Source organism: Specibacter cremeus (genome assembly GCF_003946885.1).
GTDB classification, from domain to species: Bacteria; Actinomycetota; Actinomycetes; order Actinomycetales; family Micrococcaceae; genus Specibacter; species Specibacter cremeus.
Genome location: NZ_RWKQ01000054.1, coordinates 10,447 through 30,470 on the forward strand (window position 1 = coordinate 10,447; position 20,024 = coordinate 30,470).

Here is a 20,024-nt window from a genome sequence, read left to right on the forward strand (position 1 = left end):
TGGCCGTGAAAACCGCACCGGTGCGCACCCTGCTGGACCGGCTTGGCGGCGCCCGCGGGCCGGCCTCGCTGTCCAGCTACTACCTGATCATCGGCACCACCGTGGCGCTGACCTGCATCGGGCTCATGACGGTGCTCTCGGCCTCCGCGGCCGAGTCCATCTCACAGGGGCAGGACCCATACCAGCTGTTCCTGCGCGAGGCGATGTTCGCCGCCGTCGGGCTGGCGATCATGGTCGTGCTGTCCTTCACGTCCCGGCGAATCCTGATGAAGCTGGCGTGGCCGGCCTATTTCCTGGCGTTCCTGCTGCTGCTGCTCGTGTTCACCCCGCTCGGCAAGGAGGTCGGCGGCAACCGCAACTGGCTGAACCTCGGCGACGCGTTCAGCTTCCAGCCGTCCGAGGCCGCGAAACTGGCCCTGGCCCTGTGGCTGGGGCTTGTCCTGGCACGCAAGGGACACCTGATCACCCAGTGGAAGCACGCCCTGGTGCCGGCGGTCCCGCTCGGCGGCCTCATCGCCGGGCTCGTCCTGCTCGAGCACGACCTCGGCACGTCCGTCATCGTCATGGCGATCATCGCGGCCGGCCTGTTCTTCGGCGGCGTGTCCCTGAAACTGCTCGTCCCGTCCGGCGCGGCCGCCATGGGGCTCGTCGTCCTGATGGCCGCGCTCAGCGGCAACCGCACGTCCCGGCTGGCCGGTTGGATGGGCCAATGCGATTCGGGCCTGTGCGACCAGGCCCGCAACGGCCTGTACGCGCTGGCCTCCGGCGGCTGGTTCGGCGTGGGCCTCGGGCAGAGCCGGCAAAAGTGGAGTTGGATCCCCGAGGCGCACAACGACTTCATCTTCGCCATTCTCGGCGAGGAGTTCGGATTGCTCGGCACCATCGTCATCATCGCCCTGTACGCCGTGCTGGCCATCGCCATCTTCCGGGTCATCATGCGCCACAACGACACCTTCGCCCGCGTCGTGTGCGGCTGCATCATGACGTGGATCGTCGGCCAGGCGTTCGTCAACATCGCCATGGTCACCGGCCTGCTGCCGGTCATCGGCGTCCCGCTGCCCCTGATCTCCTACGGCGGCACCGCCCTGGTCGTGGTCCTGGCCGCGATCGGCGTCGTGCTCTCGTTCGCCCGCACCCAGCCAGAAAGCCCCCAGCCAGAAAGTAAACCGGCCACCCCATGAGCACCACCCCTGCACGCCCCTTGAACGTGGTCCTGGCCGGCGGCGGTTCCGCCGGCCACGTCAGCCCGCTGCTGGCCATCGCCGACGCCCTCACGGCCGCCCGCCCCGGCACCCGCATCACCGCCGTCGGCACCGCCGAGGGCATGGAGACCCGGCTCGTGCCGGCCGCCGGCTACGACCTGGAACTGATCGACCGGGTGCCGCTGCCCCGCAAGCCGTCCGTGGACCTGGTCAAGCTGCCGGGCCGGCTGCGCCGGGCCGTGGCCCGGGCCCGCGAGATCCTCAAGAAGGCGCACGCGGACGTGCTGGTCGGCGTCGGCGGCTATGTGTGCACGCCCATGTACCTGGCCGCGCACAAGCTCGGCATTCCGATCGTCATCCATGAGGCCAATTCCAAGGCGGGGCTCGCGAACCGGATCGGCGCCCGGTACACCACGGACGTCGGCACGGCGTTCGCCGCCACCCGGATCGAGCACGGCACGCTGGTCGGCATGCCCATGCGCGCCGCCGTCGCCCGCCTCGACGCCGCCGCCGCGCGGCCCGCGGCCCGGACCGCGCTCGGGCTGGAGGCGGGCCGCCCCACGCTCATCGTCACGGGCGGCTCGCTCGGTGCGCTGCGCCTCAACCGGGCCCTCGTCGCCGCGCTGCCCGCCCTCGCGGCGGCCGGCGTCCAGACGCTGCATGTCACCGGCCGCGGCAAGCAGGTCGCGGCGGACGACGGCGGCCTGCTCACCGCGCCGCTGTACCGGCAGGTCGAGTACGTCGATGCCATGGAGCACGCCTACGCGGCCGCCGACGTCCTGTTGTGCCGGGCCGGCGCCGCGACCGTGTCGGAGGTCGCCGCCGTCGGGCTGCCGGCCGTGTTCGTCCCGCTGCCGATCGGCAACGGGGAGCAGGCCCGGAACGCGGCGGAGCTCGTCGACGCCGGCGCGGCGCTGCTGGTCGACGACGCGTTGCTCACGGGGGAGTGGATCGAGGCGACCGTGGCCCCCCTGTGCACGGATCCGGCACGGTTGGCGGCCATGGCCGCCGCCGCGGCCGGGCACGGCATCCGCGACGCGGCCGAACGCATGGCGGACATGGTTTTCGCGGCCGCGGCCCCCACGACGGCAGGAAGGGAACACCCATGAGCGCACGCACACCCTATGAGCCGCCCGGCCTCGCCGAACTCGGCCGGGTGCACTTCATCGGCATCGGCGGGGCCGGCATGTCCGCGATCGCGCGCATCCTGGCCGCCCGGGGCGTGCCGGTCAGCGGCTCGGACGCGAAGGCCTCGCCCATCCTGGACGAGTTGGCCGGGCTCGGGGCGCGCATCCACGCCGGCCACGACGCCGCCCATGTGGCCGGGGCCGACACCGTGGTGGTGTCCACGGCCATCCGTGAGACGAACCCGGAGCTCGCCGCGGCGCGGGCGGCCGGGCTGCGCGTGCTGCACCGGTCGCAGGCGCTGGCCGCCGCCATGGCGGACGACCGCGTGGTGGCCGTGGCCGGCACGCACGGCAAGACGACCACGACGTCGATGATCACCGTGCTGCTGCGCGAGGCCGGCATCGACGCCTCGTTCGCGGTCGGCGGCACGGTCCGGGCGCTCGGCGTGAACGGGCGGGCCGGTTCGGCCGACGTGTTCGTGGCCGAGGCCGACGAGTCGGACGCATCGTTCCTGAACTACCGGCCCCGCATCGCCGTCGTCACGAACGTCGAACCCGACCACCTGGACCACTACGGCACGGCCGAGGCCGTGTACCGGGCGTTCGACGAGTTCGTGACGCTGCTGCCGGCCGGCGGGCTGCTCGTGGCCTGTGCCGACGACCCGGGCGCGCTCGCGCTGGCCGGGACGGCGTCCGCCGCCGGGATCCGCACCCGCACGTACGGCTACGCGGCGGACGCCGACGTGCGCATCAGTGCCGGCGCGGCCGCCAGTGCCCGGGCGGGAGACCCGGCCGCACACGCCACGCTCACCTTCACCCGGGAAGCCGGCTCGCCGTCGGTCGCGCTCGACCTGCACGTCCCCGGCGAGCACAATGTCCGCAACGCGGCCGCGGCCGTCGCCGTCGCCGTCGAACTCGGTGTGCCCGCCGCCGACGCGGCCGCGGCGCTGGGCGCGTTCACGGGCGCCGCGCGGCGCTTCGAGGCCAAGGGCGAACGCCGCGGCGTGCGCGTCTATGACGACTACGCGCACCACCCGACCGAGGTCGCCGCCGCCTTGCGGGCCGCCCGCGAGGTGGCCGCCGGGCACCGCGTGCACGTGCTGTTCCAGCCGCACCTGTTCTCCCGGACCCGCGAGTTCGCCGCCGAGTTCGCCGCCGCCCTGGACCTGGCCGACGTCGTCGCCGTGCTGGACATCTATCCCGCCCGCGAAGACCCCATCCCCGGGGTGACCAGCGAACTGGTCACGGACGCCCTGACGGTTCCCCTCGGGTATGCGCCGGACGCGGCCGCCGCCGTCCGGGCGCTGGCCGACGGCGCCGTATCCGGCGACATCATCCTGACCGTCGGGGCCGGTGACGTCACGGCGTTCGGCGCCGACCTGCTCGAGGCGTTGACGCGGCCCGGAGACGGCCGTGGGTGAGGGCGGCGGGCGCGCACCGAAGGTCACGGTGGCCGGCGGGGCGAAGGTGACGGTGCTGCCACTGGACGAGCCGGCCGGCGCGACGGTCCTGGCGTTCCCGGGGCCGGCCCGCCCACGTCGGCGCCGCCGGGCCTGGCTGGCCGTGGCCGCCGTGGCTGCCGTCGTCGTCGTCATCATGGCCACGACCGTGTTCTCCCCGCTGCTGGGGGTGCGAACCATCGAGGTCAGCGGGAACAAGCTGGCCACCGGAAAGTTGCTGCAGACGGTGCTGGGGCCCCTGCGTGGCAAGCCGTTGCCCCAGGTCCGCAGCGCGGACGTGGAGCGGCTGCTGGCGGCCGTGCCGCAGGTCAAGAGCGTCGACGTGCAGGCCCGGCCGCCGTCAACACTGGTGGTGCACATCGTCGAACGCGAGCCCGTGGCCCTGTTGAAGAAGGGCGACCACTTCATCCTGGTCGACCCGGACGGCGTGGAACTGGGCAGCACGAAGGACCAGGCGAAGGTCGCGTTGCCGCTGATCGACGGCGGCACGGCCAACATCGGCAAGGACACGTTCGCGGCCATGACGGCCGTGCTCGCCTCGCTGCCGCAGTCCGTGCTGGGCCAGCTGGCCAGCGCGTCGGCCAAGTCGCCGGACGCCGTGCTGTTGTTGCTCAACGACGGCAAGACGGTCATCTGGGGCAACGCCTCCGAGATGGCGCTCAAGGCCAAGGTGCTTACGGCGCTCGTGAACGCCCCGGCGCCGACGCCCACGCCGGGCGCCCCGGACCCCGCACCCGTGCAGGTGTACGACGTCAGTGCCCCCCGCTACCCGGTGACCCGGTAGTGGGTTCGGACGCGTGGCATTATTTCGGCGGCAATGACGCGACACGCGGGCCCGGTCATTGCATGCGGCGGCCAAGCCCCATACCGTCACTGACAAGCATTACCTGACATAACCATGACCTTCAAGTCGAGGGTTATGGTTCAAAGCTTCAACCTGGGGTGGAACCTGCGAAGCGGCACGGCCGCGGCGGACGATACCCTTGTGGGAGACGCACCTTTCCAGCGCAACACAACGAACAAGGGACACGGAACGTGGCAGCACCCCAGAATTACCTGGCCGTCATCAAGGTCGTCGGCATCGGCGGCGGCGGCGTCAACGCAGTCAACCGCATGATCGACGTGGGCCTGCGCGGCGTTGAGTTCATCGCCATCAACACCGATGCCCAGGCGCTGCTCATGAGCGACGCCGACGTGAAGCTGGACGTCGGCCGGGAGCTGACGCGCGGCCTCGGCGCCGGCGCCAACCCGGAGGTGGGCCGGCAGGCCGCCGAGGACCACGCGGAGGAGATCGAGGAGGTCCTGCGCGGGGCCGACATGGTGTTCGTGACGGCCGGTGAGGGCGGCGGCACCGGCACCGGCGGCGCGCCCGTCGTGGCCCGCATCGCCCGGTCCCTGGGCGCCCTGACGATCGGCGTCGTCACCCGCCCGTTCACGTTCGAGGGCCGGCGCCGGGCCACGAGCGCCGACAACGGCATCGACTCGCTGCGCGACGAGGTCGACACCCTGATCGTCATCCCGAACGACCGCCTGCTGTCCATCAGCGACCGCAACGTCTCCGTGCTGGACGCGTTCCGCCAGGCCGACCAGGTGCTGCTGTCCGGCGTGCAGGGCATCACCGACCTCATCACCACCCCGGGCCTGATCAACCTCGACTTCGCCGACGTCAAGTCCGTCATGCAGGGCGCCGGCTCGGCGCTCATGGGCATCGGCTCGGCCCGCGGCGACGACCGCGCCGTCAAGGCCGCCGAGCTGGCCATCGCCTCCCCGCTGCTGGAGGCCTCGATCGACGGCGCCCACGGCGTGCTGCTGTCCATCCAGGGCGGGTCCGACCTGGGCCTGTTCGAGATCAACGAGGCCGCGCGCCTCGTCCAGGAGGTGGCGCACCCGGAGGCCAACATCATCTTCGGCGCCGTCATCGACGATGCCCTGGGCGACGAGGCCCGCGTGACCGTCATTGCGGCCGGCTTCGACCAGGTGGACGCCGAGGCCCGCGAGAGCGCCCCGGCCGCCGTCGAGGTGCCGCCGGCGCCGCAGGCCGCCCCGGCGTCCGTGACGAGCCTGAGCCAGTGGGGCCAGCATTCGGCATCGCATGTGCCCGCCGACGGCGGATTCGACGTCGAGCTGCCCGCGATCGTCGAGCCCGACCTGACCGGCCACCGTGTCGACGACCTGGACGTGCCGGACTTTCTCAAGTAGCGCCGGGGGTGTTCTGGACCAGCGGCGCGATCCGCCCGGGCCTGCGGGTGGGCTTCACCGATTCGCGGGAAGGAAACCTTGCCTTCCATGTCGGTGACGACGCCGCCCGCGTCACCGCCAACCGGAGCCGGTTCGACCGATCTCTGGCGGGCTACGCCGGGGGCGTGTCCGGGGCCGGGCTGCGCTACATGAGCCAAGTGCACGGCGCCGACGTCGCCGTCGTCTCGGCCTCCGATCCGGTGGCGCCGGGTCAGGGCCCGACGGCGGACGCGATGGTGACGCGCACGGCAAGCCTGGCCGTGATGGTCGCCGACTGCGTGCCGGTGGTGCTCGTCGGCAGCGATGCGCACGGCTCACCCGTGCTGGGCGTGGCGCACGCCGGCCGGCCCGGCGTGCAGGCCGGCGTCATCGCCGCCACCATGGCGCGGCTCCGGGCCGAGGGCGCCGTTTCCGTGCACGCGTGGATCGGGCCGAGTGTGTGCGGGCGCTGCTACGAGGTGCCCGCGGCCATGCGGGCCGACGTGGCCGCCGTCGTGCCCGAGGCGTACGCCACCACCTCATGGGGGACTCCCGCGCTCGACCTGCCCGCCGCCGTCGAACGCCAGTTGCGCGACGCCGGCGCGAGCGTCGGGCACGTGGCCGGCTGCACGCTGGAAACCCCGGCGCTGTACTCGCACCGGCGCGCCCTGCGCGACGGCGAACCCGAGGGCCGCTTCGCCGGGTTCGTCGCCTTCTTCGACCAGGCCCTTTGACCACGCACATTGACCAGGCAACCGCCGAACCCGAATTCTGACCAAGGACTTTCGCCGAATGACCCCCGTGGATCCGCGCGCCGACGTACTGGCCGGGAACCTTGCCCGTGTGAGAGAACGAATCGCCGCCGCCGCCGCCGCGGCGCCCCGGGCCGCCGGCATCGCCGCCGCGACACCGGCGCTGATCGTCGTCACGAAGTTCCACCCGGCCGCCGATGTGCGCCGGCTCGTCGCCCTGGGCGTGCGCGACGTGGGCGAGAACCGTGACAAGGAGGCGGCCCAGAAGGCGGTGGACGTCGCCGGCGGCGACGCCGTGCGCTGGCACTTCATCGGCCAGCTGCAGTCGAACAAGGCCCGCAGCGTGGCCCGGTATGCCCATGCGGTCCATTCCGTGGATCGCCTGCAACTGGTCGCGTCGCTCGGGCGGGCCATGGCCGCCGAGCAGGACGCCACCGGGCGCGCCGACCTCGAGTGCTTCCTGCAGGTGAACCTCGATCCCGACGCCGACCCGGACGCCGCCGGGCGCGGCGGCGCGCTGCCGGCCGATGTTCCGGCGCTGGCCGACGCCGTCGCCCGGACGCCCGGGCTTGAGTTGGCCGGCGTCATGGCCGTCGCGCCGCGCGGCGCCGACCCGGACGCGGCCTTCGAACGCCTGGCCCGCGTGTCCGCGGCGCTCGTGGCCTGGCACCCCGCGGCCACCGGCATGTCCGCCGGCATGAGCGGAGACCTGGAACAGGCCGTCCGCTGGGGGGCGACACACCTGCGTGTCGGCTCGGATGTCCTCGGCCCGCGGCCCGCCGTGGGGTAGCGTTTTGCGTGTTGGAAACAACTCGTATTGCCGATCGTATTGCCGAAGAATCACGAAGCCGTAAGGAGCGTTCCATGGCCGGCGCACTGCGCAAGACAATGATCTACCTCGGTCTCGCCGATGGTGAGGAGCAGTACGAGGGCGAGCACCAGCAGACCGGGCGGGCCGCGGAGACCTTCGAGACCGACTTCAGTCGGGAGCCGGCCGCCGCCCCCGCACCGGTTTCGGAAGTGACGAAGCAGCCGGGCGACGACGAATACCGTGCGCCGGTGACCCCCATCAAGCGTGCCGCATCAAGTCGGGAAGAGGCTCCAAGTTTGCGCCAGATCACCACTGTCCATCCCCGCTCCTACAACGACGCGAAGATCATCGGTGCGAGCTTCCGCGACGGCATCCCGGTCATCATGAACCTCACCGACATGGGTGAGGCCGACGCGAAGCGGCTCGTCGACTTCTCCGCCGGCCTGATCTTCGGCCTGCACGGGTCCATCGACCGGGTGACGAACAAGGTGTTCCTGCTGTCCCCGGCCGACATCGAGGTGCTCGGCGAGGACCGCAAGGCCTCCGAGACCCCCGCGACCTTCTTCAACCAGAGCTGATCCCCACGGGCCGGTGATTGAGCCCGTCGAAATCGTTGAGCCCGTCGAAATCCGGTCTCGACAGGCTCGACCACCGTCTCGGTGATTGAGCCCGTCGAAATCCGGTCTCGACAGGCTCNGGAGGCTCGACCCCCGGGCGAACGTGGGATACTGGGACGAGCATGGCGCCCGGGCACAAAGTGCCCGGGTTCATCGTTATCCATGGTGTGTTCATGACGTCCACAAAGGGAATGTGTAAGCTCTCGTGTCAATAGTTTTCGGTCTGGCCTACCTGCTGCTGCTGCTTTACTTCCTGGCCCTGATGATCCGGCTCGTGTACGACTGGGTCCAGGTGTTCGCCCGCGGCTGGCGTCCGCGCGGCGCCGCGCTGGTCGCCGCGTCGGTGATCTATTCCATCACGGACCCCGCACTCAAGCGGCTGCGCCGGCTCATCCCGCCGCTGCGCATCGGCGCCACGGCCCTCGACGTCGGTTTCCTGCTGTTGCTGGTGGTCATCGGCATTGCGATGAGTATCACGCGATCTCTCGCCGCCTAGCGTAATTGCGTTAGTTCTTCGGCGGCCTTTCGTTATAGTGTAAAAAACGATAAACCCCCAGTGCGGGCCCTGCGCCGGCATTCGGTACCGTAGTGATGGCGGCTCAGCGCCGTCCGAACTGACCCAGACCAATGAGGTGACTAAATGGCTCTCACGCCAGAAGATGTTGTCAACAAGAGGTTCCAGCCGACAAAGTTCCGCGAAGGCTACGACCAGGACGAGGTTGACGACTTCCTTGACGAGATCGTCGTCGAACTGCGCCGTCTGAACCAGGAGAACGAAGACCTGCGCAAGAAGCTGGCCGAGGCCGGCTCCGGCGCTCCCGCCACCTCCGGCGCCCCCCTCGTGAAGGCCGCACCCGTCGTGGAAGAGGCCCCGAAGGTCGAGGAAAAGGCTGCGGCACCCGTGACGCCCGCGGTCGTCAAGGAGGCCCCGAAGGCCGCCGAACCGGCCCCCGCTCCCGCCGCCGCTCCCAACGGGGGCCTGCCCGGCGTCGAGTCCGCCGCCGGCGTGCTGGCGATGGCCCAGAAGCTGCACGACGAATACGTCAACGCCGGTGTCGAGCAGCGCGACAAGATCATCGCCGAGGCGCAGATCGAGGCCAGCAGCCTCGTCAACGACGCCCAGGAGAAGAGCCGCAAGACGCTCGGCGCCCTGGAACAGCAGCGTTCCGTGCTCGAGCGCAAGGTCGAGCAGCTGCGCGGCTTCGAGCGTGACTACCGCGCCCGCCTGAAGACCTACATCGAGGGCCAGCTGCGCGACCTCGACTCCCGCGGCTCCGTCGCGGCACCGGACTTCTCCACGGAAGCCTCCGAATCCTAGGAAATCATCCTTCGGCATCGCCGGCGGCCGGGGCACCGGCCGCCGGCTTTTTGCCGCCCGAACACGAAAGCGCCATGACCGACGAACCCCAGCCCTCGGGCACCGCCCCCGACAACCAGCCCGCGCCCGGCCAACCCGCTGCGGCCCCGTCGCCGACGGGCACCGGTGCGCGCCGCCGTCGTTCCTACTACGTCGGGTTCGTTGTCGGCTTCGCCGCCCTCGCCTTCGTGTGCGACCAGCTGACGAAGTGGTGGGTCACCTCGACCATGGTCCAGGGCGAGAGCACCGAGGTCATCCCCGGCCTGCTGCGCTGGTACTACATCCGCAACTCCGGCGCCGCGTTCTCCATCGGCGAGAACTTCACCTGGTTCTTCTCGCTCGTCATGGCTGCGGTCGCCGTGTTCATCATCACCCGGGTCCGGCACATCGGCTCCGCCTGGTGGGGGATCGGCCTGGGCCTGCTGCTCGGCGGCGCCCTGGGCAACCTGACCGACCGGCTGTTCCGCGAACCGTCGTTCGGCATGGGGCACGTGGTCGACTTCATCTCCTTCCCGAACTTCGCCATCTTCAACATGGCCGACATGGCCGTGGTCGGCGGCGTGGCCACCGTGTGCATCCTGACCTTGCTGGGTGTCCCGATGCGCGGCGGGCCGCGGCGCGCCGCCGCACAGGAGGGACGCGCCGATGACTGAGACCTTCACCGTCCCGGAGACGGTCGACGGCGAACGCGCCGACGCGGCGCTGGCGAAGCTGCTGGGCGTGTCCCGCTCGGCCGCGGCGCTGTTGTGTGTCGAGGGCAATGTGCGCCAGGACGGGGCCGTGCTGGCCAAGTCCGACAGGCTGCGGGCCGGCGCGGCCGTCGCCGTGACCGTGCCCGAGCGCGTCGACCCGCTGGCCGTCGTCGTGGAGCCCGTGGAGGGCCTGGCGATCCTGCTCGACGACGACGAGTTCGTCGTCGTCGACAAGCCCGTCGGCGTCGCCGCCCACCCGTCCCCGGGCTGGGTGGGTCCCACCGTGGTGGGCGGGCTGGCCGCGGCCGGGTACCGGATCTCCACGTCGGGGGCGCCGGAACGCGCCGGCATCGTGCACCGCCTGGACGTGGGGACGTCGGGGGCGATGGTCGTGGCCAAGACCGAGCACGCGTACACGCAGCTCAAACGCGCGTTCAAGGACCGGACCGTCGACAAGGTGTACCATGCGGTCGTCCAGGGCCTGCCGGACCCGCTGCGCGGCACGATCGACGCGCCGATCGGCCGGCACCCCGGCTACGACTGGCGTTTCGCCGTCATCGAGGACGGCCGGCCGTCGGTGACCCACTACGAGGTGCTCGAGGCGTTCGGCCGGGCCGCGCTCGTGGAGGTCCACCTGGAAACGGGGCGCACGCACCAGATCCGCGTGCACTTCTCCGCCCTGCGGCACCCCTGCGCCGGCGACCTGACCTACGGCGCCGACCCGAGGCTGGCCGCCGAACTGGGCCTGACCCGGCAGTGGCTGCACGCCTACGAACTCGCGTTCGACCACCCGGCCAGCGGTGACCGGGTGCGCGCGCGCAGCCCGTACCCGGCCGACCTGGACTACGCGTTGACGGCGTTGCGCGGGGGCCACTGAGCGTTCCCCTGCGCCGTCCCTGTGCCTTCCCTGCGCCTTCCCTCCGGGGGGGGGNAATACTCGATGCTCGACGGCGCGGCGCGCCTGACCGAGTTGTTCGCCGAGACCGAACGGCTCGGCATGCCCGCGCTGGCCACGACCGACCATGGCTACCTGTTCGGGGCATTCGACTTCTGGAGCAAGGCCAAGGCGGCCGGCGTGAAGCCGATCATCGGCGTGGAAGCGTATGTGACGCCCGGAACCGCGCGCACGGACAAGACACGGGTGAAGTGGCGCACCGACGAGAGCCAGAAGGGCGACGACGTCTCCGGCGGCGGCGCGTATACGCACATGACGCTGCTCAGCTACAACAACCAGGGCATGCGCAACCTGTTCCGGGCCTCCTCGATCGCCTCGCTGGACTCCGTGTTCGGCAAGTGGCCGCGGCTGGACCGGGAACTGCTCACCCAGTACAGCCCGGGCCTGATCGCCACGACCGGCTGCCCGTCCGGGGAGGTACAGACGAAGCTGCGCCTGGGCCTGTATGAGGAGGCGAAGGCGGCCGCCGGGGAGTTCCAGGACCTCTTCGGCCGGGAGAACTACTACTGCGAGCTGATGGACCACGGCCTGGAGATCGAGCGCCGGGTCACGAAGGACCTGCTGCGCCTGGCCAAGGAACTGGCCATCCCGCTCGTCGCCACGAACGATCTGCACTACACGCACGAGCACGACGCGAAGGCGCACGAGGCACTGCTGGCCATCCAGTCCGGATCCACCCTGCTCGAGCCGACCTACGACGAGGGCGGCTCCCGCTTCGCGTTCAGCGGCAGCGGCTACTACCTGAAGTCGCCGGCCGAGATGCGGGCCCTGTTCGCGGAGCTGCCCGAGGCGTGCGACAACACGTTGCGGATCGCCGAACGCTGCGAGGTGTCGTTCAACACGGACGCCAACTATATGCCCAAGTTCCCGTGCCCGCCCGGGGAGGACGAGACGTCGTGGCTGGTCAAGGAGGTCGAGCAGGGCCTTGATTACAGGTACCCGGCCGGTGTGCCCGACGCCGTGCGCAAACAGGCCGACTATGAGCTCGAGGTCATCATCAAGATGGGCTTCCCCGGCTACTTCCTGGTCGTGGCCGATTTCATCAACTGGTCCAAGGACCACGGCATCCGGGTGGGGCCCGGCCGTGGTTCGGGCGCCGGTTCCATGGTCGCGTACGCGATGCGCATCACCGACCTTGACCCGCTCAAGCACGGGCTGATCTTCGAACGGTTCCTGAATCCGGAGCGCGTCTCGATGCCCGACTTCGACGTCGACTTCGATGACCGGCGCCGCCACGAGGTGATCAAGTACGTCACCGAGAAATACGGCGACGAGCGCGTGGCCATGATCGTCACGTACGGCAGCATCAAGACGAAACAGGCGCTCAAGGACTCGTCCCGCGTGCTCGGCCACCCGTTCAGCATGGGGGAGGCGCTGACCAAGGCGCTGCCGCCGGCCGTCATGGCCAAGGACATCCCGCTGGCCGACATCGAGAACCCGGACGCCAAGCGGTACGGGGAGGCCGCCGATTTCCGCCAGCTCATCGCCACCGACCCGGAGGCCGGGAAGGTGTTCGAGACGGCCAAGGGCATCGAGGGGCTCAAACGCCAGTGGGGCGTCCACGCCGCCGGCGTCATCATGAGCTCCGACCCGATCATCGACGTCATCCCGATCATGCGCCGCTTCCAGGACGGGCAGGTGATCACCCAGTTCGACTACCCCACCAGTGAGGGCCTGGGCCTGATCAAGATGGACTTCCTGGGCCTGCGGAACCTGACAATCATTTCTGACGCCCTGGAGAACATCAAGGCGAACCGGGACTTCGACCTGGACCTGGAACATCTGGGCCTGGACGACCCGGCGTCCTATGAGCTGCTGGCCCGCGGCGACACCCTCGGGGTGTTCCAGCTCGACGGCGGGCCCATGCGCGGGCTGCTGAAGATGATGCGCCCGGACAATTTCGAGGACATCTCCGCCGTGCTGGCCTTGTACCGGCCCGGACCCATGGGGGCGAACTCGCACACCAACTATGCGCTGCGCAAGAACGGGCTGCAGGACATCACGCCCATCCACCCGGAGCTGGCGGAGCCGCTCGCGGACATCCTCGGTGGCACCTACGGCCTGATCGTGTACCAGGAACAGGTCATGTCGATCGCGCAGAAACTGGCCGGCTACTCGCTGGGCCAGGCCGACATCCTGCGCCGTGCCATGGGCAAGAAGAAGAAGGCGGAGCTGGACAAGCAGTACGCCGGCTTCGCCAAGGGCATGAACGACAACGGCTATTCGGATGAGGCCGTCAAGACGCTGTGGGACATCCTGCTGCCGTTTTCCGACTACGCCTTCAACAAGGCGCACTCGGCCGCGTACGGCGTCGTGTCGTTCTGGACGGCGTACCTGAAAGCGCATTACCCGGCCGAGTACATGGCGGCGCTGCTCACGTCGGTCGGCGACGACAAGGACAAGCTGGCCCTGTACCTGAACGAATGCCGCCACATGGGCATCACCGTGCTGCCGCCGGATGTCAACGAATCGGCGCTGAACTTCACCCCGGTCGGCAACGACATCCGCTTCGGCATGGGCGCGATCCGCAACGTCGGCGCGAACGTGGTCAACGCCATGGTCGAGGCGCGTCGGGAGAAGGGCGTGTTCACGGACTTCTCCGACTTCCTGGTCAAGGTGCCCGCGGTCGTGTGCAACAAGCGCACTATCGAATCGCTCATCAAGGCCGGCGCCTACGACTCGCTCGGGCACCCACGCCGTGCCCTGGCCATGATCCATGAGGAGGCCGTCGACTCGGTCATCGCGCTCAAGCGCAACGAGGCCGTCGGCCAGTTCGACCTGTTCGCCGGGCTGGGTGGGGACGCCGACGAGCCCGAGACGTCGCTGGCCACCGAGGTGCCGGACCTGCCCGAATGGGAGAAGAAGGACAAGCTGGCGTTCGAGCGGGACATGCTCGGCCTGTACGTCTCGGACCATCCGCTGCAGGGGCTGGAGGGCGTGCTGCGCCAGAACGCCGACCTGTCCATCACGGACGTGCTCGCCGACGACGGCCCGTCCGACGGGCACATCGTCACGATCGCCGGCATGATCACCTCTCTGCAGCGCCGCATCGCCAAGAACAGCGGCAACCCGTATGCGCGGTGCGAGATCGAGGACCTGGGCGGTTCGCTCGAGGTCATGTTCTTCGGCCAGGTGTACGGCCCGATCGCCACGGTGTTGGCCGAGGACCTCGTCGTCGTGGTCAAGGGCCGGGTGCAGAAACGCGACGACGGATCCATCACGCTGAACGCCATGGAGCTGAGCGTGCCGGACCTGAGCCAGGGACTCGCCGGCCCGCTGGTGATCTCCATGCCCGAGCACAAGGCCACCGAACCGGTGCTGCTGGCGCTCAAGGATGTGCTCACCACCCATGCCGGCACGACCGAGGTGAAGATGCTCTTGAGCGGCTCCCGGAACGTGGTGGTCATGAAGCTTCCCCTGCACCACCGCGTGAACCCGACGCCGGCGCTCTTCGGCGACCTGAAGGTGCTGCTCGGGCCGGCCTGCCTGGAAGGCTGATCAGCGGGCCGTGTAGGCGTCGACGGCCCGTTCGAGCACGTCGCGGTAGCGGGTCCAGTCCGCAGCCGGCGCGGCCGCGACCAGCACGCTGCTGCCGTGGTCGCCGGCCACGAGGCAGGCCATCTCGCGGTAGTGGTGGGCGCCGATCTTGGTCACGTAGTCGTCGATCACGCACGAGCCCGTGCCGCCCCGGAACGCCAGCCCGGTCGCGGCCGCCGACAGGGTGGCGGTCGCGGCGGTGTCCTCCAGCAGGTGGGCCAGGCGCGAGTGCGTCCAGCTGGCCAAGGATTCGGTGCCCTGCCGTGGCGTCGTGTTCAGGTAGAGCGCGATCCGGCCGCCCGTGTCCCTCGTCCCGACCGTCGCCGTGCCCGGGTCGGTTTGCAGGGGGACGGCGTCGGGCGGATACGACAGGACCCCCGTCCCGTCGGATAGGGCTGCGGTTTTCCAGCCGGCCGGCGCCGGCGCCGCCGTGAACCACGCGAAGGCGGTTGGCAGGGCTGCCGGCCCGGCGGAGTGCCCGGCGGGGGGAGCCGGCGCCGCGCAGCCGGCCACGGCCGACAGGCCGATGGCCAGTGCGACGGCGGCCAGGGGGAGCGCCGCCGGGGACCGGCGGCGCCCGGTGGCCGTCATTGGAGCGCACCACCGGCGGATCCGGCGAACTCGTCGATGCGGGCTTTGGCCCGCGCCGGCTTCCTGAGTGCGCCGACGCAGAGGGCCACCAGGGCGGCCTCCACGAACAGCGAGACCAGGCCCAGGGGTTCGAACCAGTTGCCAAGGTCCTGGTCGTCGATGGGTGTGGCCATGCTGCGGGTGATGATGTAGCCGCCGATCGTGCCGGCGGCCATCAGCAGCACGGCGAGCCACACCAGGTCGGAGTCGAGGAGGGCCATGGCGACGGCCGCGGCGGTTGCCCCCGCGACCAGCACCGCGAACATGGCGCCGAGCAGTGGGGTCTGGTGCAGCGTGTCCGGCAGCTGGTCCAGGTGGACCAGGGCCGTCCCGGCGAGTCCGACGACGGTGAGGCCGCGCAGCAGCAGTCGCCGGTGGACGGGGTCAGCGGGCAAGGGGGTATTGATCATCGGACTTTCCGATCTATTGATATTCCGTTGATTGGGGTGCGGGCGGCAGCCGGTGCCGCCCGCGTAGATGGTGTCAGTGCAGGATGTTCAGGGTGTTGGTGTCGTCGTTCACGTAGTAGACGGCAGGGGGGCCCTGCGTGGTGGCCAGGCCGAACAGGGCGCCGCCTGGCGGGTCGGCGGGATCGAGGTTCCGGGCGGCCACAAACGTCCCGTCGCGTGTCAGTTCGACGATGAAGTTGTCGCCGGCGTTGACGCTGAGCAGGTCGCCGTTGGGTGCGAGCGCCAGTCCGAGCGGGCCGTTGAGGTGTTTATCGGCCGATACGGTGGCTGCCGGCAGCCCGGCGTTGACCGGCGTGAGCCGGAACAGCGCGTCGGGGATTCGGGCGATCCGGGACCCAACGGTGTCGGCGACGAACAGCGTTCCGTCCGGGCCGAGCGCAAGTCCGGTGGGCCCGATGATGAGCGCGGCCGGGTCGGTGCGAACCGGCAGGCCGTTGGCTATCACGGTGCTGACCAGGACCCGTGGGGTGGATCCGCGCAGGTCGAGGACGAGCCGGACGACGTCGCCGTTGGTGGTGGCGGCGGGCTGGCCGTTGACAATGCCGGTCAGGACGTTGCTGACGAACAGCTCGGCAAAGTGTCCCAGGTCAAGTGCGGTGGCGTCCCAGGGCCCGTTGATGCCGTGCCCGGTGATCGTTTCGCGCACCATGCCGTTGCTGTCGAGCACGATCAGCGATCCGCGCCGGGCCGTGGCGGACGTGCCGTCCGTCGTCGGCAGGCTGCCCACGATGACCCAGCCCGAGCGCAGCACGACCAGCGCCGTGGTCAGGCCCACACCGCCGGGGACCGCCGCCGGGGAGATCCGGGCGAACAGGCTGCGGTGGCCCGAGGGCGAGATCTCAACCAGGGTTGTGCCCGTGCCCTGCAGGCCCCCGGGGGCGCTCGCCGTCGGGGCGTTGTTGAAGTTGCTGACCAGCACGTCGCCCTTGATGAGCTTGTCCCGGCTTGCCGGCACGATGGCGACGCCGTAGGGGTTGACGTCCCCGTTGGCGGGGATGGTGCTGGCGACGGTGTCGTTGTGCGTCAGCGGTCCGATGAATCCGGCGGGGCTGGCCGTTGCGGGCAGCCCGCCGAGGGCCAGGGCGCCGGCGGCGAGGGCCGTGACCCACACCGCCCGTGACCTGCGAAGTAGCGATAATGACATGTGGACCTCCCGGGTCCGTGGGGTGTGTGTTGTTCTGGATGGACTACTTGATGCCGTCACCGTCGTCCGGGCCGCCGTTGTTGTCCGCGTCGTGGTCGCCGCCATTGCTCGTGTCCGGCGGATGCATGACGGGTGGCGGTGGCGGTTGCACGACAGGTGGTGGCGGTGGTGGGGGTGGCGGTGGAGGCGGTGGCGGTGGAGGCGGTGGCGCCGGGACGACGGCCACGGGGGGCGGGGGCGCCGGCTTCGGTTTGACCGTGGGCCGCACGTGGGTGGGCCTTGGATGGGGCGCCGGGGTGGGCGCCGCGTGCACCGTGACGGTGGCCACGGGCTGGGGCGGGGTCTGCGCGGGTGTCCCGCCGCAGGCGGCGAGCAACAGGCCGGCCGCGAACGCCGTGGCGCCCACGGCAAGCCGTTTGTCCAACATGGGAAGCTCCTTGCGGGAATCCCGGCGGGGCTCGCCGGGCACGGATATTTGGAGGTGTTGATGGGCCGAATTGTTGAGACGATGCCGGTTAGACGAGGCCGCGGCCCCGTCGGTTCACATGGCGGTGGGACGGGCATGTCGCGGCTAGGCTGGAGACCATGACCGAAACGCCCGAGACCCCCGACGCCGTCTACCCGCCGGCGGCCTACGCCCCGCCCGTGGCCGTGGCCAAGGCTCCGCCGGCGTCGCTCGCGCGCTGGTTCCTGCTCACCGCCGCCGCCGGGATCCCTGTCGGCGTGTTGTGGTGGCTGCTGGCCCCGGGCGGGGCATTCTTCGGTTCCGGCAAGGACATCAACCTGTGGGTGTCGCGCGATCTGGCGCTTGGCGGCCTCGGCGTCGTGGCCGGCGTCGCCGTCTCCGCGGTCCTGGTCCCGGCCATGGGCCGTCCGGGTGCGGTGGTCAAGGTTGTTGTGGCCACGCTCGGGGCGGTGCTCGGTTCGCTGCTCGCGTGGCGGCTCGGGGTGTTCCTCGGCGGCCTGTTCGCGCCGCAGCCGGCCGACGCACCGAGCCCAAGCATCGCCTTCTCGCTCCGGTCGCCCTCCATCCTGCTGCTGTGGCCCCTGGCCGGCTGCCTCGTCACGTTCCTGGCCGCCATGGTGGGCGAGCTGCTGCCGGGCAGGGCGGGCCGGTAAGCTGGACGGGTGAACAGCACCCCCGCCACCGCCAGCCCGTCCGCCCCCGACGCCGGTGCCGGGCCGGCCCTGCATTTCCGCCGGATCGACCTGCGCGGGCGGGAGCTGACGCTGGCGCAGTTGCGCGCGGCCGTCCCGCGTGCCGCCGGCGAGAGGGTCGCCAGCGCCGAGACCGCCGTCGCCGGCATCATCGCCGACGTGCGCGAGCGCGGTTTCGCGGCGCTCACGGAGCTGGCGCAGAAGTTCGACGGCGTCACGCAGGTCCACCCGCGCGTCCCCGCCGCGGCGCTTGGGCAGGCGCTGGAGGTGCTGGACCCCGCGGTGCGGGCAGCGCTGGAGGAGTCGATCGACCGCGCCCGGGCGTTCGCGCAGGCGCAGCGGCTCGCCGACGTCGACCTGCCCATAGCCGACGGCGCCGTCGTCTCGCAGCACTGGGTGCCGGTGCGCCGCGTGGGCCTCTATGTTCCCGGCGGGCTGGCCGTGTACCCGTCCTCGGTCATCATGAACGTGGTGCCGGCGCTGGCGGCCGGCGTGTCGTCCGTGGCGCTGGCGTCGCCGCCGCAAAAGGAGTTCGGCGGCCTGCCGCACCCGACGATCCTGGCAGCGGCGGCCCTGTTGGGTGTCGACGAGGTGTACGCGATCGGCGGCGCCCAGGCCATCGCCTCGTTCGCGTACGGGGTGCCCGAAGGCGCGGCCGGCGACGCCATTGAACCGGCCGATGTGGTCACGGGTCCGGGCAACATCTTCGTGGCCACGGCCAAGCGTCTCGTCAAGGGCGTGGTCGGGATCGATTCGGAGGCCGGCGCCACCGAGATCGCGATCCTGGCCGACGCCACGGCCAACCCGCGGCTCGTCGCGGCCGACCTCATCAGCCAGGCCGAGCACGACCCGGGTGCGGCGTCCGTGCTCATCACCGACAGTGAGCCGCTCGTTGACGCGGTTGCGATCGAACTGGACGTGCAGGCCGGGGCCACCCGGCACGCCGACCGCGTGCGCCGGGCCCTGTCCGGCACCCAGTCCGGTGCGGTCCTCGTTGACGACCTGGCGCAGGGCATTGCCGCATGCGACGCGTATGCGGCCGAACACCTGGAAATCCACACGGCAGACGCGCCGGCCGTGGCCGCGCGGATCCGCAACGCCGGCGCGATTTTCGTGGGAGACTACAGCCCCGTCAGCCTGGGTGACTACTGCGCCGGCTCGAACCATGTGCTGCCGACCAGCGGAACGGCGGCGTTCTCGTCCGGGCTGAACGTCACCACCTTCCTGCGCGCCATCCAGGTCATCAACTACGACAAGGCCGCGCTGGCCCGGGTGGCTGGGCACGTGGTGGCGCTGGCCGAGGCGGAGAACCTGCCGGCCCATGGGGCGGCCGTGACCGCCCGCTTCGTCTAGCAGCCATGGGCGGATCGGCGAGCGACAGTGCGAGCCGACCCATCTCTCGAGCTGTTCCGACGGACGGTGACCGACCTCGAGGGCTTCTCGCGCGCCCAAGACGTGCCTTACGTCGGTGGCGGAAACACGGCCCACATGCCGGCGGTGTGGCGTCATCATGAGTTCGACATTGTGCTCCGGCGCGACTACGAGAATGGCGCAGTGCCATCCGGTAGGCCAGGCAGACCCGCAGCATTCACGGAGATGGTGGTCCGCGGCGAACTTCCTCCCGGGCCCGGCCTGGACATTCCCACGTGAGTTCAGCTGCCGGGGAGTTTTGGTCTGGTGCCTTGGTAGGTGTGGCCGGTGGGGGTGGTGACGGTGGCGCCGGGGAGGGCAGGGTGCATCGGCGGCGCCGGGAATGGTGTGGTGGTCCAGCCGGGGGCTTCCTTGGTGAGGTTGCAGCGTTTGCACAGGCCCTGGCCGTTGTCGATGCTGGTGTGGCCGCCGTCGCCGTATGGGGTGATGTGGTCGTAGTCGCGGATGGGGGCGTCGCACCACGG

Annotated in this window: 21 protein-coding genes; 16 read left to right on the forward strand and 5 right to left on the reverse strand. The window is 70.6% G+C overall.

Going from position 1 to position 20,024, the window contains the following annotated elements:
* Window positions 1-5 precede the first annotated feature (5 nt).
* The 13 genes from ftsW to dnaE all read left to right on the forward strand — a co-directional run bounded on the left by ftsW (window position 6) and on the right by dnaE (window position 14,688).
* Window positions 6-1,181 (forward strand): putative lipid II flippase FtsW, encoded by a 1,176-nt coding sequence (gene ftsW / locus EJC77_RS17435; protein WP_240630342.1) that lies wholly within the window; start codon window positions 6-8, stop codon window positions 1,179-1,181.
* On the forward strand, window positions 1,178-2,311 hold the full coding sequence (gene murG / locus EJC77_RS17440; RefSeq protein ID WP_125615628.1) for an undecaprenyldiphospho-muramoylpentapeptide beta-N-acetylglucosaminyltransferase: 1,134 nt from the start codon (window positions 1,178-1,180) through the stop codon (window positions 2,309-2,311). Before ftsW ends, murG begins: the two co-directional genes overlap by 4 nt.
* Window positions 2,308-3,750 carry a UDP-N-acetylmuramate--L-alanine ligase gene (murC, locus tag EJC77_RS17445; RefSeq protein WP_125615631.1) on the forward strand — a complete coding sequence of 481 codons (1,443 nt, stop codon included), beginning with the start codon at window positions 2,308-2,310 and terminating at the stop codon, window positions 3,748-3,750. Before murG ends, murC begins: the two co-directional genes overlap by 4 nt.
* Window positions 3,743-4,573 carry a cell division protein FtsQ/DivIB gene (locus EJC77_RS17450; protein ID WP_125615634.1) on the forward strand — a complete coding sequence of 277 codons (831 nt, stop codon included), beginning with the start codon at window positions 3,743-3,745 and terminating at the stop codon, window positions 4,571-4,573. The genes murC and EJC77_RS17450 overlap by 8 nt, the downstream gene beginning before the upstream one ends.
* A gap of 251 nt (window positions 4,574-4,824) precedes the next feature.
* Window positions 4,825-5,988 carry a cell division protein FtsZ gene (gene ftsZ / locus EJC77_RS17455; RefSeq protein ID WP_125615636.1) on the forward strand — a complete coding sequence of 388 codons (1,164 nt, stop codon included), beginning with the start codon at window positions 4,825-4,827 and terminating at the stop codon, window positions 5,986-5,988.
* An 8-nt stretch (window positions 5,989-5,996) separates the two neighbouring features.
* Entirely contained in the window at window positions 5,997-6,740 is a 744-nt protein-coding gene (locus EJC77_RS17460) for a purine nucleoside phosphorylase YfiH/LACC1 family protein (protein ID WP_125615639.1), read from the forward strand.
* A 58-nt stretch (window positions 6,741-6,798) separates the two neighbouring features.
* Window positions 6,799-7,548, forward strand: a complete 750-nt coding sequence (locus EJC77_RS17465) for a YggS family pyridoxal phosphate-dependent enzyme (RefSeq protein WP_125615641.1) — start codon at window positions 6,799-6,801, stop codon at window positions 7,546-7,548.
* A 74-nt stretch (window positions 7,549-7,622) separates the two neighbouring features.
* A complete protein-coding gene (locus tag EJC77_RS17470; protein ID WP_125615644.1) occupies window positions 7,623-8,147 on the forward strand; it encodes a cell division protein SepF in 525 nt (174 codons plus the stop codon).
* A gap of 244 nt (window positions 8,148-8,391) precedes the next feature.
* Complete coding sequence (locus EJC77_RS17475; protein ID WP_125615647.1) at window positions 8,392-8,682, forward strand: YggT family protein; 291 nt, start codon at window positions 8,392-8,394, stop codon at window positions 8,680-8,682.
* 144 nt (window positions 8,683-8,826) lie between these two features.
* Window positions 8,827-9,504, forward strand: a complete 678-nt coding sequence (locus tag EJC77_RS17480; RefSeq protein WP_125615650.1) for a DivIVA domain-containing protein — start codon at window positions 8,827-8,829, stop codon at window positions 9,502-9,504.
* Window positions 9,505-9,578: 74 nt separating this feature from the next.
* Window positions 9,579-10,196, forward strand: a complete 618-nt coding sequence (lspA, locus tag EJC77_RS17485; protein ID WP_125615653.1) for a signal peptidase II — start codon at window positions 9,579-9,581, stop codon at window positions 10,194-10,196.
* On the forward strand, window positions 10,189-11,112 hold the full coding sequence (locus EJC77_RS17490; protein ID WP_125615655.1) for an RluA family pseudouridine synthase: 924 nt from the start codon (window positions 10,189-10,191) through the stop codon (window positions 11,110-11,112). Before lspA ends, EJC77_RS17490 begins: the two co-directional genes overlap by 8 nt.
* A gap of 63 nt (window positions 11,113-11,175) precedes the next feature.
* Window positions 11,176-14,688, forward strand: coding sequence for a DNA polymerase III subunit alpha (gene dnaE, locus EJC77_RS17495; protein WP_125615658.1), 3,513 nt, complete (start codon window positions 11,176-11,178; stop codon window positions 14,686-14,688).
* Here dnaE and EJC77_RS17500 read toward each other — a convergent pair whose 3' ends face one another.
* The 4 genes from EJC77_RS17500 to EJC77_RS20505 form a co-directional block, all read right to left on the reverse strand.
* On the reverse strand, window positions 14,689-15,318 hold the full coding sequence (locus tag EJC77_RS17500; protein ID WP_125615661.1) for a hypothetical protein: 630 nt from the start codon (window positions 15,316-15,318) through the stop codon (window positions 14,689-14,691).
* Window positions 15,315-15,767, reverse strand: a complete 453-nt coding sequence (locus EJC77_RS17505; RefSeq protein WP_125615664.1) for a hypothetical protein — start codon at window positions 15,765-15,767, stop codon at window positions 15,315-15,317. The genes EJC77_RS17500 and EJC77_RS17505 overlap by 4 nt, the downstream gene beginning before the upstream one ends.
* Window positions 15,768-15,840: 73 nt before the next feature.
* On the reverse strand, window positions 15,841-16,971 hold the full coding sequence (locus tag EJC77_RS17510) for an NHL repeat-containing protein (protein ID WP_205787454.1): 1,131 nt from the start codon (window positions 16,969-16,971) through the stop codon (window positions 15,841-15,843).
* 43 nt (window positions 16,972-17,014) lie between these two features.
* Complete coding sequence (locus tag EJC77_RS20505) at window positions 17,015-17,398, reverse strand: hypothetical protein (protein WP_164520472.1); 384 nt, start codon at window positions 17,396-17,398, stop codon at window positions 17,015-17,017.
* A gap of 158 nt (window positions 17,399-17,556) precedes the next feature.
* Here EJC77_RS20505 and EJC77_RS17520 point away from each other — a divergent pair, with 158 nt between their 5' ends.
* Genes EJC77_RS17520 through EJC77_RS21655 form a run of 3 tightly spaced genes read left to right on the forward strand, consistent with a single transcriptional unit; the run spans window position 17,557 to window position 19,779 of the window.
* A complete protein-coding gene (locus EJC77_RS17520) occupies window positions 17,557-18,090 on the forward strand; it encodes a hypothetical protein (RefSeq protein WP_125615667.1) in 534 nt (177 codons plus the stop codon).
* 9 nt (window positions 18,091-18,099) lie between these two features.
* On the forward strand, window positions 18,100-19,482 hold the full coding sequence (hisD, locus tag EJC77_RS17525; protein WP_125615669.1) for a histidinol dehydrogenase: 1,383 nt from the start codon (window positions 18,100-18,102) through the stop codon (window positions 19,480-19,482).
* Between the two features lie 27 nt (window positions 19,483-19,509).
* Window positions 19,510-19,779 carry a Type 1 glutamine amidotransferase-like domain-containing protein gene (locus tag EJC77_RS21655; RefSeq protein ID WP_125615670.1) on the forward strand — a complete coding sequence of 90 codons (270 nt, stop codon included), beginning with the start codon at window positions 19,510-19,512 and terminating at the stop codon, window positions 19,777-19,779.
* Between the two features lie 2 nt (window positions 19,780-19,781).
* Here the strand turns inward: EJC77_RS21655 and EJC77_RS17535 are convergent.
* The coding region (locus EJC77_RS17535) for an HNH endonuclease (RefSeq protein WP_164520473.1) at window positions 19,782-20,024 on the reverse strand (243 nt) is incomplete at its 5' end.

Bases quoted from the DNA above. Each gene is read 5' to 3' on its own strand.
- EJC77_RS17480 (WP_125615650.1), top strand. From the start codon at position 8,827: ATGGCTCTCACGCCAGAAGATGTTGTCAACAAGAGGTTCCAGCCGACA.
- lspA (WP_125615653.1), top strand. From the start codon at position 9,579: ATGACCGACGAACCCCAGCCCTCGGGCACCGCCCCCGACAACCAGCCC.
- EJC77_RS17490 (WP_125615655.1), top strand. From the start codon at position 10,189: ATGACTGAGACCTTCACCGTCCCGGAGACGGTCGACGGCGAACGCGCC.
- murC (WP_125615631.1), top strand. From the start codon at position 2,308: ATGAGCGCACGCACACCCTATGAGCCGCCCGGCCTCGCCGAACTCGGC.
- EJC77_RS17500 (WP_125615661.1), bottom strand. From the start codon at position 15,318: ATGACGGCCACCGGGCGCCGCCGGTCCCCGGCGGCGCTCCCCCTGGCC.
- EJC77_RS20505 (WP_164520472.1), bottom strand. From the start codon at position 17,398: ATGTTGGACAAACGGCTTGCCGTGGGCGCCACGGCGTTCGCGGCCGGC.
- EJC77_RS17520 (WP_125615667.1), top strand. From the start codon at position 17,557: ATGACCGAAACGCCCGAGACCCCCGACGCCGTCTACCCGCCGGCGGCC.
- EJC77_RS17470 (WP_125615644.1), top strand. From the start codon at position 7,623: ATGGCCGGCGCACTGCGCAAGACAATGATCTACCTCGGTCTCGCCGAT.
- EJC77_RS17510 (WP_205787454.1), bottom strand. From the start codon at position 16,971: ATGTCATTATCGCTACTTCGCAGGTCACGGGCGGTGTGGGTCACGGCC.
- EJC77_RS17465 (WP_125615641.1), top strand. From the start codon at position 6,799: ATGACCCCCGTGGATCCGCGCGCCGACGTACTGGCCGGGAACCTTGCC.
- murG (WP_125615628.1), top strand. From the start codon at position 1,178: ATGAGCACCACCCCTGCACGCCCCTTGAACGTGGTCCTGGCCGGCGGC.
- EJC77_RS17505 (WP_125615664.1), bottom strand. From the start codon at position 15,767: ATGATCAATACCCCCTTGCCCGCTGACCCCGTCCACCGGCGACTGCTG.
- dnaE (WP_125615658.1), top strand. From the start codon at position 11,176: ATGCTCGACGGCGCGGCGCGCCTGACCGAGTTGTTCGCCGAGACCGAA.